Genomic DNA, 14,177 nt, shown 5'->3' with positions numbered 1-14,177 from the left:
TCGGAGGCTCGCGACCGGAGGGACGGCGCTCGGGGGTTCGCTACCCGGAGGGCGTCTCCCGGACGCGGAGTGAGTCGACCGTCCAGCGGGCCGCCTGGAGGGCTCCGGCGCTGCCCCTGCCATCGGTGTCCGGAACGGTGAACCGGTGATACTGCAGCGCCGTCACGATGTTTCCCACACGGATGACGATCACCGAGTTGACGCTCGAATGACCGTTGCTGATCTGGTAGGCGTAGGCCTCGTCGCCGAGCCCCGGCACATCGGCGAGAGCGCTCACGGTCCGCGTGTCCTTCATGTCCTGTGCGTGGAGGCGAAGGTATTTCGCGTGCGCGAGCGTCGCCTTCGATTCGCGGACGACGGTGATCTTCAGAGTGTTCCTGAGACTGCCGGGCGCGGTCGTGTCAGCCGCCTGCCACTCGCATGTCGCCTTCTCTCTCGACGGGGAGGGCGCGAGGTAGAGGCGGCCCGCCTGTTCCTCCGAGATCAGGGAGCACGGGTCAGGGGCCTTCGCGAAGAAGGTGGGCAGTGGTGCCGGAGCCGCGTTCGTCGGCTGGGACGCGGGACGGGACCAGAGCCAGAACGCCGTACCGCCGCCGGCCAGGAGGACCAGCGCGGCGGCCACGACGATCAGGAGGGGGCGGCGTGATCCGGCGGGCCGGGGAGTGAGTCCCCGCAGGATCGTGCGGGCGGTGTCGGCGTCCGGGCGGTGGGCCGGGTCGGCCGTGAGCAGACTCTCCACCAGCGGGGCGAGCGGGCCGGAGGTCGCCGCGCCGGTGCTCCCCGAGGCGGGGCCGGATTCGACGAGGTCCCCCAGGGGAGAGGCCGGGGCGGTGCCGTCCGCCGGGCGCGGGCCGGTGTCCGGCACCTGTCCCTCGACGGCGGTGAACAGGAGGGCGCCCAGGTCGCGCAGCTCGTCGGTGGTGTCGAAGATGGCGAAGCCGGTGACCACGACCCTGCCGTCAGGGGTGAGGAGCACGCTCTCCGGGCCTGCCAGAAGGTGAACACCGCGCTCGTGGGCGGCGGTCTGCGCGTCCAGTACGCGCAGCCCGACCTCGGCCGTCCGCTCGGAGGTGAGCGGCCCCTCGGCCCGGACGGTCTGCAGCACCGAGCGGCCCTCGACCGACTCCAGGATCAGCCAGACCTGGTCGGGGAAGGAGACGACGTCGTGCAGGGTGATGACGTTCGGGTGCCTGAGGTCCGCCGCGGCGCGGATCCTGGCGAGAAGGCCGTCGCGCTGCGGGCCGGGTGGCGGGAGCGCCATCCCGGTGACCGTGACGTCGCGCTGGAGCAGTTCGTCGCGGGAACGCCAGGTGGTTCCTGTGCGGTCGCGGCGCTCCAGCAACCGATAGCGACCGGCCAGCAGGTTCGGGTCGCTCATACCGGTTCCTCGGGTGCGCTGGTGTCGAACCGTGCGGGTCGCCCGAGGGCCGCCGGGGGAAACGCGGGACGAGGGCGCTCAGTCAAGGTTGTTCAGCTTCTCGGCAACCTGGCGGGCGGCGCGAAGGGCCTGCCGGCGCATTTCGGCGTTCGGGCGCTCGCCCTTCTGCGACACGTCTACCTCGATCAGCAGGTTGCTGATCCGGAAACGAACCGTGGAGTGGACCCGGTCCAGCGCGGTCACGTCGAAGGCGAAGGCCTCCGCGCCCACTCGATCGGCCTTCCTGACGGCACCGGTCGCGCCGAGAGGGCCTTCTCCCCTGTCGGCGATGGTCCTGGTGCGTTCGGAGACGAAGAACTCGTGGGCCACCTCCGGGGCGGCCTTCGCGTTCACGGGGGCCTTGCGGGTGAGTGAGACCCGCAACCAGTGCGCTTCCGACGGCCCGCCCCAGCCGCAGGAGGACCCCTCTTCCGCCCGCGTGGTCGTCGCGGGCTCGGGGGTCGCGCCGGGCGCCACGGCCCGGCTTTGGGAGTCCGCCAGCAGCGAGCAGGCGTCGGGCGCGGTGGCGAACCGTCCGGCGCCGGCCGTGGGCGACGGGGTCGCGGGCGCCTCTGAGCCGTTCGACGTCATCAGGACCACCGCCCCGGTCGCGGCGAGCGCCACCGTGGCGAGCGCGGCCCCGGTGATCAGGGCGGTACGGCGGGGCTTGGTCACCTGCCTTCCCGGCATGGTCTCCTGCGTGGAGAGGGGCGGGGCGGCCGGGCCGGGGGAGACCGGGGAGAGCGGCTGCGGGGGCAGTCCCTGGGAGATCTGCCGCAGGGCCGTGCGCAGTCCCGCCTCCCCTGGGCGGAGCCGGGGATCCTTGGTCAGGGCCGCCATGAGCACCGGAGTCAGATCCCCCGCCCTGCGGGGCGGTGGCACCTCCTGGGTGAGGATCGCGCCGATGGTCGCGGCCGGGGTGTCGCGACGGAAGGGACTCCGGCCCTCGACGGCCGTGTACAGGGTCGCCGCGAGGGACCACAGGTCGGTGGCCGGGCCGTCGTCGGTGCCGCGCAGCCGCTCGGGGGCCATGTAGCCGGGGGAGCCGATCAACGCGTCCGGGGAGGTGAGCTGGACGTCCCCCTCCAGGACGGCGATACCGAAGTCGGTCAGCAGCACCCCGCCGTCCACGGCGAGCATGATGTTCGCCGGTTTCACGTCGCGGTGCACGATGCCCCGGCTGTGCGCGAGGGCGAGCGCGTCCAGCACGGCCAGGCCGATCACGGCCGCTCGCCGGGGCGGTAGCGGCCCCTCGGCCTGGATCGCCTGTTCCAGCGAACGGCCCTTGACCAGGTCCATCACGATCCACGGGCGGCCGTCCTGCGCGACGACGTCGTGTACGGCCACGATGGACGGGTGCCCCAGCCGGGCGGCGGCACGCGCCTCGCGCAGGGTGCGTTCCCGCGCCTCGACGCGTTGCGCCTCGGGCAGGTGCGGGCCGAGCTTGACCTCCTTGATCGCGACCTCGCGGTGGAGCAGCTCGTCGCGGGCCCGCCACACGACACCCATCCCGCCCGCGCCGAGCTTCTCCACGGCCCGGTAGCGACCCGCCAGTATCGGCAGCGGCCCCGCCGTCCGATCAGTCATCGGTTTTCAGGGAGTCGGTGAGCCAGCGGGCCACCCGCAGCGCGCCTTCGGCGATCTTGCCGTCGGGGTCCTCCTTGACGCCGCCCCGCTCGTACTCGACCTCGGCGATCAGGTTGCTGACCCGGAAGACCACGGTCGCCTTGTAGGAGCCGTTGTACAGGTTGATGGCGTTGTACGTGCCCGAGGTGAACGCCTCCTCGCCGACGCCCCGCAGGTCCTTGGGCGGGAGGGGTTTGGGGGTGACGAACTGGCCCTTGTCGACGAGATCCTTCTTCTTGCCCGCCAGATACTCCCTCGCCCTCATGACCTCGGAACCGTCCTGCTTCTGGGCGATCAACCGGACGCGCAGGTCGTACTTCTCGACGTTGGGCTTGCGCCAGTCGTGCTGGTTGAGCCAGTTGCAGACGGAGTGCTCGACCTCCGAGCTCTTGTATCCCGGTACGACCTGGCTCACCTGGTCGTCGTCGAGCAGGCCGCAGGCCCGGGGAGCCGTGGCGAAGCGGCCCTTGGCGCCCGAGGGTTCGGCGGCGACGGTGTCGTCGGCGTTCGTGACGATCGAGGTGAGGAGGACGCCGATGGTGACCGCCATGCCGAAGAGCAGCGCGCCGGTGAGCGCGACGACGGGCCGGGGTACGAGCACTCCCGTCGTCCGCTCGGGAGGCTCCGCGGACGCGCCCGGTGGCGTGGGAACGGGAAGGGGGGCCGGCTCACGCGAGGTGGGGGCGTCCTGCGGGTTCTGGTGGGGCGGTGTGGGAGCGGAGGGGAAGGGCGCGCCGGGGTGAGGCTGTCCCTGCTGGGGTGTGCCCTGGTGGGGCTGTCCCTGCGGGGGGAGGCCGGGGGTGGTCCGCTGCTGCGGCGAGGACTGGTTCTGCGAAGGCTGGTTCTGCCAGGCGATCGGCGTGCCCGGAGAGGAGGAGAGCGCGACCTGCGGGGGGACGGGGGCGTCCTGCTGGGGAAGCTTCGCCGTGATGTCGGACATCTGCTCGGTGAGGGTCTTCCTGAAGGGCGCGGTCTCCTCTCCCGGGCGGGACGGGGCGGCCTCGTCCTCCTGCCTGCCCGCGACCCCGGGACCTCCGAGGGGCGCGGTCGCCTCGTACCTCTGCGGCCCTGTCGTGGTGGCCGCTCCCGGGGCCCCGGGAGCGGCGGGTCCCGGAGGGGGCGTCTGCCCGAAGGCCGCCGTCGCCGCGACAGCGGAGGGGGGGAAGGGGATGGAAGGGGAGGAAACGGAAGAGGGAGGAGGGCCGGAGGCTCCCGGCTCCGAGGTTCCCCCGAACTGGCCTCCCGAGGCCGAAGGGAGCGCGCCGGTGGGAGGCGGCGCGGCCGGAGGCCCTGGACGGTACTGGGAGACCTCGATCAGGGCGCCGCGCAGGGTGACCGGGTCGGGCCGCTGGGAGGGGTCGGCCGCGAGCAGATGGAACAGGACGGGCGCGATCGGGCCCGCGTTGTCCAGGGAACCGCCGGGCGACGGCGGACGGCCCTCGACGGCGGTGTAGAGGGTCGCGCCGAGTGACCACAGGTCGGCGGCGGGGCTGGTCACCCCCTCGGGGGAGGTGAAGAGCGGGGACGGCAGGGACGGCGCGGAGAGGACGATCTGCTCGTACGGGCCGAGCAGTACCGAACCCGGCCGTACGTCGCCGTGGAGCATGCCCTGCCGGTGCGACACCACGAGCTGGTCCAGCACGGCCACCCCGACCACTGCGGCCTGCTGCGGGGACATCGGCCCGAACCGGGCGATCACCTGTTCCAGTGAGCTCTGTTCAAGCATCGGCGCGCCCTCGGCTCCGGCGATCCCGGGGCCCGGCGCGGTGGGAGCGGCGTGCGCGCCCGCGTGCCTGCCCTGCGTTCGAGGGACCTCTGGATGGTTCATCCGCTCGCTTTCTGCTTGTTCAAGGCGTTCGCGACCCATGTCGCGGTGGTGTGAGCGCCCGCCTGGATCGCCGGGCCGTCCTTGCTGCCGTCGACCACGGTGTAACCGACGTCGAGGACGAGATTGTCCACGCGTACGACCACGTAGCTCTGCTCCAGCCTGCCTGTCTTGCGATTCTCGTAGACGTCGTAGCCGAACGCCTCGTCCCCGACGGGTTCCACCGCCATCGGCGCCGTGCTGCGCGAGGAGCGGATACCGGCCTGGATCTCCGGCCAGCTCCAGGCGTTCTCTCCGCTCGGTATGACCTCATGGCGCCGGTTCACGAACAGCTCGTGGGCCTGCCGCGGGCTCTTGCCCCACTGGTCGGCGCCGGAGAGACGCACCTCCAGCCCCATGCCGCTGGTGGCCCACTGGCAGCCACCGTCGTTGGTCGGTTTGCCCTCGCCCGTCAGCGCGGGCAGCAACTGCCTGGCCATGGAGCCGGGGACGAGCGCGCACACGTCCACCGGCGTGGCGAAGGCGCCGGGGCTCTCGCTGAGCCTGACCCGCTTCTCGGCGGCCGTGGGGTTCGAGGTGAGCAGGAACGTCACCCCGAAGGTGACCGCGATGACCGCCGCGATCCCGGCCGTCTCGACGGCGGCCCACCGCGCCGTACGGCTCAGGCGCGACGTGGGCGGCAGTACGGAGACGGGAGCGGGAGACGGCGGGGGGACGGGCGGCGCGGCCGGTGTCCCGGTCGCCGTACGCCCTGCGGCCAGCTCTCCCAGCGAGCGGGCGACGGACTCGAAGGACGGCCGGGTCTCGGGAACCGGGTCGAGCATGCGCGTCAGCAGCGCGCCCAGCTCGCCCGCGCGCTCCGGCGGCCTCGGCGGTTCGGTGAGCACCCGGCCGATCGCCGCGATGGGGCTCTCCGCGGGGTGCGGCGGCATCCCCTCGACGGCGAAGTAGAGCGTGGCGCCGAGGGACCACAGGTCGGAGGCGGGGCCGCCGCGCTCACCGCGCAGCCGTTCCGGCGCGATGTAGTTGGGCGAGCCGACCAGGTGGCCGGTCCGGCCCGAGGTGGCCTCGCCGTCGGCGACCGCGAACCCGAAGTCGGTGAGGACGGCCTTGCCGGTCCTGGTGAGGAAGACGTTGCCGGGCTTGACGTCGTGGTGGACCACCCCGGCGGCGTGCGCGGCACCGAGCGCGCTGAGGATGCCCACGCCGATCCTCGCCACCTGGTGTGCGGGCAGCGGGCTCCGGTCGCGGACGGTCTGCTCCAGGGAGGTGCCCGACAGCAACTCCATGACGAGCCAGGGCTGATCCCGATCGATGATCACGTCGTGGACGGTCACGATCGAGGGGTGCTTGAGCCGGGCGGCGAGGTTCGCCTCGCGGAGCGCCGAAGCGAAGATCTCCTGTCGCCTGGCGGGATCGAGGTCAGGCGGGAGTCGTACCTCCTTCACCGCCACGTCGCGGCCAAGCGTCTCGTCGGTGGCGAGCCAGACCGTGCCCGCCCCGCCCTCGGCGAGAGGGTTCAGCAGCCGGTAACGGCCCGCCAGCACTCGAGTGTCGATCCCGTTCACCCCGTTCGCTCAACCCATCGCGGACAGCAACATAGTCACTTAGTGGCACATGAACCAATGAACAATGATTCCGTCCCATCCATCGCCCCGTGGCTTCTGTTCTCGTAGTGTTACGAGCGTCCTCATGATGCCCTTGGGGTGCGATGAAACGGGAAGCGGGGGAACCGCCTCCTGTGAGTTCTCCGAACGCCGGGAGATCGTCGAGACGCTGCTCCGTCCCCTGAGAAGATCCGCAAGCGGAGCCGGAGCGGTCGTCGGCGACGGGCGGCGACGGGCGGCGACGGGCCGCGACCGGGGAGCACGGGAGTTTCGAGCCGGTCTGAACCAGGCCGGGCTGGGAGCCGAATCGAGCCGGGTCGAGAGCTGATCCGGGCCGAGCCGGCAGCTGATCCGGGCCGGGTTGAGAGCCAGGTCGGACCGGAGCCGGGGGTCAGTGGGAGTCGGACCACTTCTCGTGGGCGGTCCACAGGCGCTGCCAGAGCTTGGCGCGTTCCAGGGGGGTGACGTCGGGCAGGTGCAGGCCGAAGACGTCGGCGAGGATCTGGAAGTAGTCGCGCTCGGTCCGCGCGGTCAGGGAGTGCTCGCGGTCGCCGCGACGACTCAGGATCAGCCCTCGCATGACGTCGACACCGCCGGCGTCGCGCCGCTGGATCGTGGCCACGCGGACGAAACCCGAATCGGGCGAGGTGGAGAGAAATTCGTGCATCGCGGCGAACTCTCGCATCTCGGCGGGCACGCCGCAAAAGTCCATGCCGAGGAAGTCGCCGCGCGGGTCGTGGTCGAACCGCCACCCGCCGGGCTCCACCTCGGAGGGACGCAGGCCGTAGGTGAAGGGCCCCTGCCGGTATGTGCCCTCGACGAGCGGGAGCGGGTCGTGGAGCGCGTCGCCCAGGCCCTGGTCGACGAGCCACCTCCCTTGAGGATTGCCCGGGGTCGGCAGTCCGGAGACCGTGAGCACGAGGTGGCCGCCGTCCACGTTCGCCGGGCCCTGGGCACGGCCCTGCACCCCGCCGCGATGCCGGGTCACCCGGTAGCCGAGCGCCTTCAGCAACTCGGAGAAGGCCCCGTTCAGGTGGTAGCAGTAGCCGCCACGGCCCCGGACGATCCGCGCCGCCGACTCCACCGGGTCGACGGTCGTCGGACGGCCCAGCCAGATCTCCATGCACTCGTACGGCACGCGCTCGACGTGTGCCCGGTGCAGCAGATGCAGTGACTCCACGCTCGGAGGTCCGTCGACCTTCACGCCGATCCTGCGGAGGTACGCGGTGACATCGATCACCCTGTCACGTTAACGCCCAGGTGAGCGCGTACCTAGCCTTGGACATGCGCTTTCTCGGGAATGAGCGGTGCGCGCCCGGATTATCCGGTTGAGACCGCCCCGGGTACGCCGGTAGCCTGACCGTCCCCGCGAGTGTGAGGAGGTGAGGAGCACATGTTCGCCGTTTCGGTCACGCGCTCCCGCCTCGGGCGACAGGCCGCCTGAGACCGGGAAGCGCACCTGCTTTCTGGAGTTTCGCTTGTCCGAGCCATATCTGTCCGACCTGTCCACCTCCGACCTCTCCGATCTGCGGTTCCGTCCGCTCGAAGCGGGCGAGTTCGACCTGTTCCACCGCTACGGCCCGCTCCCGGCCTCCGGCGTCGGCGCCCGCCACCTGCCCTTCAAGAAGCTCGACTACCGGCCCGGATGGGTCTGGGTCGCACTGCGGGGCGACGAGGTGGTCGCCAGAGCCGCCTTCTGGGGTCCGCCGGGCTCTGAGCACCCCTACAGCCTCGACTGGTTCGACCCCGGCTCCGGCCCGCGCCGGATCGAGGTGGGAGCGGCCCTGCTGCGAGCCGCGTACGCGACCCTGGTCACGCCCGGGTACGCCACACCGTCCGGGGCGCGACCCGACTACCACCTGTTCCTGCCCGCCGACTGGCACGAGCGCCCCGACGCGTTCGCGGACGCCTCCGACCGGATCGCCGCCGCGGAGACGGCCGGACTGCGGCGGTCCGTCGAGCGGCTCAACCTGCACTGGCTCCCCGAGTACGGTCTGCCGCCCAGGTCGGCCCGGCTCACCTTCGCCCCGGCCGACGACGACGAGGTGGTGGTGAACCTGCTGGCCCGTGTCGCCGAGGGCAGCCTCGACGACTGGGACCGGCGTAACCTCGCCGAGCGGGGTGCGAGGGCGACGGCCGAGAGGACCGTGGCCGAGGTCGCCGACATGCCGGGAGGGCGCCGGAGGTGGCGGCTCGCCCGCGACGCGTCAGGAGAGCTCGTCGGCATCGTGATGGCGACGCGCAACTCCAGGAACGCCACGATCGGCTACCTCGGGGTCGACCCGGCCCACCGAGGCCGCGGTTACGCGGACGACCTCGTTGCCGAGGCGCTGCACAACTTCGTCGCGGAGGGCGAGCCCGAGGTGAAGGACAACACCGACGTGGGCAACGCGCCCATGGCGGCCTCGTTCGCCAGGATCGGCTACCGGATCACCGGTCGTCGCCTGATCCTCGCCTGATTCCGGCCTCCCCCGGATCCGTGGGATCTTCGCACGCGCGGAAGGCCCTGCGGACCCGTTCGGGAGGGCCGCACTCGCCGACGGGACCTCGTACGCGAGGCCCCGTCGGCGGGTCGGCCGGTCGCCGGGTGCGCAGAACCTTCACAATTCACCACAGGTCTTCTGCACGGCTCAGGTCTACGCTGCCGAGCATGGCAACCCCTCAGCAACGCCGTGTCCTCGTGGTCGAGGACGACGAGACGATCGCGCGGGCCGTACGCCACAGGCTGGCCGCCGAGGGCTTCGACGTGCAGGTCGTCGGGGACGGGCAGACCGCGCTCGCCGCCTACGCGAAGACGGGACCCGACGTGGTGGTGCTCGACCGGCTGCTGCCCGGCCTCGACGGGCTGGAGGTGTGCAGGAGGATGCAGGCCGCGAGACCGGTACCGGTGCTCATGCTCACCGCCCTGGGAGAGGAGACCGACCTTCTCGTGGGGCTCGGGGTCGGGGCCGACGACTACATGGCCAAGCCGTTCAGCATGCGCGAGCTGGTCGCCCGGGTGCACGCCCTGCTGCGCCGGGTCGAGCGGGCCTCGCAGCTGGCCGTGGCCGACACGGTCATCCGCCTCGCCGACATCGAGATCGACACCGCCGAGCGCCGCGTCTACGTGCGGGGCACCGAGGCCCAGCTGACCAGGACCGAGTTCGACCTGCTCTGCCGCCTCGCCGAGCGCCCCGGCCAGGTCTTCGAGCGGGAACGGCTGCTCGCCGACATCTGGGGCTTCTCCGAGGCCGCGGCCACCCGTACGGTCGACAGCCACGTGCGGGCCCTGCGCCGCAAGCTCGGCCCCGGAGTCGTCCGCACCGTCCACGGCGTCGGCTACGCCCTCGTCAAACCGTGAACGGCCCTCCCGGTCCGCCGATCGCCGTTCACGGTCCGACAGGGGCGCCCGGCCGCGACCGCGTTTCTCCGTGGTGCCACGGAGAAACGCTCGACGGTGCCACGGACCCACGCTCGTGTACGGCCGCGAACGCTGGTTTCCGCGCGCCTCGGAAACGGCGCTCACGCCCGGAGGAGAACCGATCGCCCTCCCCGTCACTCAGACACTCATGTGCCCTTCCACTCCAACACCGGGACGCGCCGACCATTGAGACCTCTCGACTTCCTGGGCCGGATCAAGATAAAGCTCGGAATGGTGATCCTGCTGGCCGTGGTGACGGCGTTCGTCGTCAACGAGGTCGGCATCAACGCCGGCTACTCGCGCGACGTGCGCGTCGCGGTGGCCGTGGTGTTCGCGTTGATCATGGTGCAGCTGCTCGGGCGGGGCATGACCAAGCCGCTGCGCGAGATGGCCGCCGCCGCGCAGACCATCGCGAAGGGCCGCTACGGCCTGCGGGTCACCGCGTCCTCCCGCGACGAGGTCGGCGAGCTCGCCCGTGCCTTCAACGCGATGGCCGCCGACCTGGGGGAGGTGGACCGGCAGCGACGTGAGCTGGTGGCCAACGTCAGCCACGAGCTCCGTACGCCGATCACCGCGCTCCGTGCGGTGCTGGAGAACGTGGTAGACGGGGTCTCGGAGCCCGATCCCGTCACCCTCGGCACCGCGCTCGCCCAGACCGAGCGGCTGGGCCGCCTGGTCGCGCAACTGCTCGACCTGTCCCGTCTGGAGTCCGGGGCACGGCTCATCGAGCGCGAGGACGTCGAGCTGCGTCCGCTGTGCGAGCAGGCCCTGCGGGAGGCCGTACTCGCGAGGGAGGGGGTGGTGGCGCGCTGCGAGGTCCCCGAGGGCCTGAGCCTGCGCGCCGATCCCGACCTGCTCGCGCAGGTACTCGCCAACCTGCTGGACAACGCGGTGCGCCACAGCCCCGCGGGCGGGGCGGTGGTGCTGGCGGCCACGGCCAGGGGAGAGGGGGTCCGGCTGAGAGTGAGCGACCAGGGGCCGGGGATCGCGGTCGAGGACCGGGCGCGGGCGTTCGAGCGCTTCTCCCGCCTGGACGCGGGCCGGGCCGCCGACGACGGCGGCGCCGGGCTGGGCCTCGCCATCACCAAGGAGATCGTCGAACTCCACGGCGGCTCCATCCACGTCGACGACGGTGTCGGCTGCCACATCGTGGCCGACCTTCCGGAAAGGATCGAGATGAACCCCCCGTCCCTCCCCGGCAAGGACCCCCTCCCCTCGGGGGAGGACGCCGCCGCCCGGGGCAAGGAGCCTTCGAGCGAGGCTCCCGCGGAACCCGCGGAACCCGCGGAACCCGCGGCTCTCGCGGTCTCCGCGCCGCCGGTCCCGCTCGTGGCCGGTACGACGCTGGTCCCGTCCGAGACCTCCGCGCCGTCGCTTCCGTCCACGGCCGGTACGCCGCCGGTCCCGCTCGTGGCGGGGCTGTCGTCCGGACGTCGCGAGGTCGTCGAGGTCGCCGCAGTCACTGGGGTCACCGGGACTCCCGTGTCCGACGAACCGGTGGAAGCCGGTCGCGCGTCCGGGGCCGATCAGGGTTCCGTGGCCGTCGAATCCAGGGAGCCGGTCGAACCGGCGGAGAGCGGTCGCACGCCCGAAGTCTCTGAGACGGTTGCGGCCGGACAGGTGCCCGCTTCTCCGGGGCCGGGGCCGGGGCCGGGGCCGAGGTCGGGGTCGGGACCGGCGCCTGCCGCCCTCGACCCCGGAGCCGCCGCCCTGCCTCCTCCCGTACGACCCTCCCCGCAGCCGTACCCTCCACGACCCGTGCTCGCCAGGGACGGGAGCGCACGTCAGCAGCCGGTCGTGATGCGGAACTGGCCGGGAGCGTTCTCCGGGGTCTTCCTCGGCGGCATCGCGGGGCTGGTGTGCGGGGTGATCGTGGGCATCGCGCTCGCGACCGTCGACGCCTTGCTCGCCGCTTTCGCGGGATCCGTCCTCTTCGCCATCGGCGCGTTCATCGGCACGGTCATCGGCGCCACCACACCCACCAGCGATTTCCTGGCCTCCGTCGAACCGCTCCCGCACCGGCCTTCGGGACGGGAACCCGCCACGCGACGCGTCACCGCAGGGGGCACAGGGGCTCCCCGGCGGGAAGGTGAGGTGCGGGCGGCGGGAGTCAGGGAAGGGGCGACGGGCTCATCGGCGGGCTCCCGGCCGGGCGGGGGGAGCGGTCCCAGGACTCCCGGAGAGTACAACGGTCCCGGAGCTCCGGGAGGGCACAACGGTCCTGGGGTTCCCGGAGGCTACGACGGTCCCGGAGCTCCGGGAGGGTACAAGGCGCCGCCGGTCTTCCCCCGCCCCGAGCTGCCGGACACACCCCGCTGGGTGCTGCCGGTGTCCGCCGCCGTCGGGCTGCTCGCCGCGGTCGCGGTGCCGTACAGCAGGGCCGGGCTGGGGCTCGTACTGGTGGCCGCGGCGATGGGGGCGGCGACGATCCCCGCGGTGCGCAGGAGGATCACCCCGTGGTCGGCGGGGATGGGGGCGGTCGCCTACGGGCTGGTCGCGACGGTGATGTTCAGGGACGCGGACTGGCTGGTCGGCATCCTTCTGCTGGCCGGATTCCTGACGGCCGCGCTCGCTCTGTCGGGGGCCGGGCGCGGCTGGCTCGGGGTGATCAGGGGCGGCGCGTCGGTGATCCTGGGCCTGCTGCCGGTGCCGTGGTTCCTCGGGGCGAGGCTGAAGGGCCTCGCGTCCCGTCGCCGGGTGATGCCCCTGCTGCTGGGGGGCGGGCTGACCGTCGTGCTGCTGGCGGTGTTCGGGGCGCTGTTCGTCTCGGCGGACGCGGTCTTCGCCGAGGCCGTCGAGCGGGTGTTCAGCGCGCAGGAGTGGGCGGAGTCGCTGCCGCTGCGCATCTTCCTCTTCGTCGTCTTCGCGTGCGTGGTCGCCTCCGCCGTGCTGGTCGGGCTGCGGCCCGTGGCCGAGCCGAAGGCCCCCGACTTGAAGGTCACGGTGGGCCGCGGTCTCTGGGTGACCCCGCTGACGGCGCTGAACCTGCTGTTCGCCACGTTCGTGGGGATGCAGCTCACCGTGCTGTTCGGCTCCACCCGGTGGGTGGTCTCCGCCACGGGGTTGACCTACGCGGAGTACGCGCGTTCGGGGTTCTTCCAGCTCGTCGTCGTCAGCGTGTTCGTCCTCGCGATCGTCGCGGTCGCCTCGGGGACGCTGGATCTCAAGGGCTCCGACCGCTGGCTGATGGCCGGGCTGCTCGGTGTGCTGTGCGTGCTCACCCTGGTGATCCTGTTCTCCGCGCTGCACCGCCTGGACCTGTACGCGGACGCCTACGGGCTCTCCCGGCTGCGGGCCTCGGTGTCGGCGACGGTGCTGTGGCTGGGCGGGGTCTTCGCGCTGGTCCTCGCCGCGGGCGCGGCCCGGCTCACCGGGCGCGGGCACGCGCGCTGGCTGCCCAGGACCCTGGTGCTGATGACGAGCGCCGCGCTGCTGGCCTTCGCGGTGTGGAACCCCGACCTGCGGGTCGCGGAGACCCAGATCGCCGTACGGGGCGTGGACCGGATCGACCTCGAATACCTGGGCGACCTCGGCGCGGAGGCCGTCCCCGCCCTGGACCGGCTGCCCGAGCCGTCCCGCAGCTGCGTCCTGCGGGACGTGGTCGCGGCCAACGACCTCGCCGGACCCGATTCGTGGAACGGCTGGAACCTGGCCCGCCGCGAGGCGAGGGATCTGCTGGCTCAGCGGCCGGTGCTCAGCACGGTTTCCTGCCCGCAGACGATCTCCCGCCTGGAGATCCCCGACCAGGACTGAACGACGGCCGCGCTCACTTCGTCTCCGCGCCTTCCGGGTCGCCGGCGAGCGTGCGCGCGGCCGCCGCGTCGTCCTCGCTCCAGCCCCAGTGGCCGTCGCGTTCCCCGGTCTGCTCGTCGATCCACCGGTTGTGGGCCTCCCACGCGGCCTGCTTGCTGGTCCCCAGCGCGGCACCGATCTGCGACCACGAGGCGCCTGCCCGGCGGGCGGAGCGTACGGAGAGCTGACGTCCGTAGCCCGCCTTCCGCGCGATCACCTCACCCAGCGCGAGGAGCTCCAGCGCCTCACCCCTGGTCAGGGGCTCGGCGCCGGGGTCGAGCGGCGTGAGCTCGGCGTCGTCCTCGTCGGCCGGTGCGGCCAGGGCCTCACGGGTGCGTAGCGCGTCGTAGCGCGCGGTCGCGGTCAGCAGCGTGAACTGACGTTCAAGATCCTCTGGAGTCGCCATGGGCCGAGTATTTCGTCATGCTGCCTTGACGTCAAGGAGGCTTGACGTCAAGGCAGCATGACGTTAGTTGGCGGCCCTCTTGGGGGCCATGTGAGAGGGCCGTC

At 72.3% G+C, this 14,177-nt stretch carries 9 protein-coding genes; 3 read left to right on the top strand and 6 right to left on the bottom strand.

All coding sequences use genetic code 11. The annotated features are described in order from the left end of the window. Positions 1–40: 40 nt before the first annotated feature. The 5 genes from ACFY3V_RS14670 to ACFY3V_RS14650 form a co-directional block, all read right to left on the bottom strand. Positions 41–1,378 carry a hypothetical protein gene (locus ACFY3V_RS14670; RefSeq protein ID WP_389773469.1) on the bottom strand — a complete coding sequence of 446 codons (1,338 nt, stop codon included), beginning with the start codon at positions 1,376–1,378 and terminating at the stop codon, positions 41–43. 78 nt (positions 1,379–1,456) lie between these two features. After that, entirely contained in the window at positions 1,457–3,004 is a 1,548-nt protein-coding gene (locus ACFY3V_RS14665) for a serine/threonine-protein kinase (protein WP_389773465.1), read from the bottom strand. Then, positions 2,997–4,871, bottom strand: coding sequence for a hypothetical protein (locus ACFY3V_RS14660; protein WP_389773462.1), 1,875 nt, complete (start codon positions 4,869–4,871; stop codon positions 2,997–2,999). The genes ACFY3V_RS14665 and ACFY3V_RS14660 overlap by 8 nt, the downstream gene beginning before the upstream one ends. After that, positions 4,868–6,436: a serine/threonine-protein kinase gene (locus tag ACFY3V_RS14655; protein WP_389773459.1), complete on the bottom strand. Its 1,569-nt coding sequence runs from the start codon at positions 6,434–6,436 to the stop codon at positions 4,868–4,870. Before ACFY3V_RS14655 ends, ACFY3V_RS14660 begins: the two co-directional genes overlap by 4 nt. A gap of 430 nt (positions 6,437–6,866) precedes the next feature. Next, positions 6,867–7,715, bottom strand: coding sequence for an arylamine N-acetyltransferase (locus ACFY3V_RS14650; protein ID WP_389773456.1), 849 nt, complete (start codon positions 7,713–7,715; stop codon positions 6,867–6,869). Positions 7,716–7,953: 238 nt separating this feature from the next. Between ACFY3V_RS14650 and ACFY3V_RS14645 the strand changes: the two genes are divergently transcribed. The 3 genes from ACFY3V_RS14645 (at position 7,954) to ACFY3V_RS14635 (ending at position 13,628) form a co-directional block, all read left to right on the top strand. Continuing rightward, on the top strand, positions 7,954–8,934 hold the full coding sequence (locus ACFY3V_RS14645) for a GNAT family N-acetyltransferase (protein ID WP_362905115.1): 981 nt from the start codon (positions 7,954–7,956) through the stop codon (positions 8,932–8,934). Between the two features lie 191 nt (positions 8,935–9,125). Beyond that, entirely contained in the window at positions 9,126–9,815 is a 690-nt protein-coding gene (locus ACFY3V_RS14640) for a response regulator transcription factor (protein ID WP_350946596.1), read from the top strand. A 246-nt stretch (positions 9,816–10,061) separates the two neighbouring features. After that, positions 10,062–13,628: a DUF4153 domain-containing protein gene (locus ACFY3V_RS14635; RefSeq protein ID WP_389773452.1), complete on the top strand. Its 3,567-nt coding sequence runs from the start codon at positions 10,062–10,064 to the stop codon at positions 13,626–13,628. A 13-nt stretch (positions 13,629–13,641) separates the two neighbouring features. Here ACFY3V_RS14635 and ACFY3V_RS14630 read toward each other — a convergent pair whose 3' ends face one another. Continuing rightward, a complete protein-coding gene (locus tag ACFY3V_RS14630) occupies positions 13,642–14,073 on the bottom strand; it encodes a hypothetical protein (protein WP_389773449.1) in 432 nt (143 codons plus the stop codon). Positions 14,074–14,177 lie beyond the last annotated feature (104 nt).

It is taken from the genome of Streptosporangium sp. NPDC000095, assembly GCF_042899335.1.
GTDB lineage: Bacteria > Actinomycetota > Actinomycetes > Streptosporangiales > Streptosporangiaceae > Streptosporangium.
This window is presented reverse-complemented; position numbering and strand designations above follow the sequence as displayed.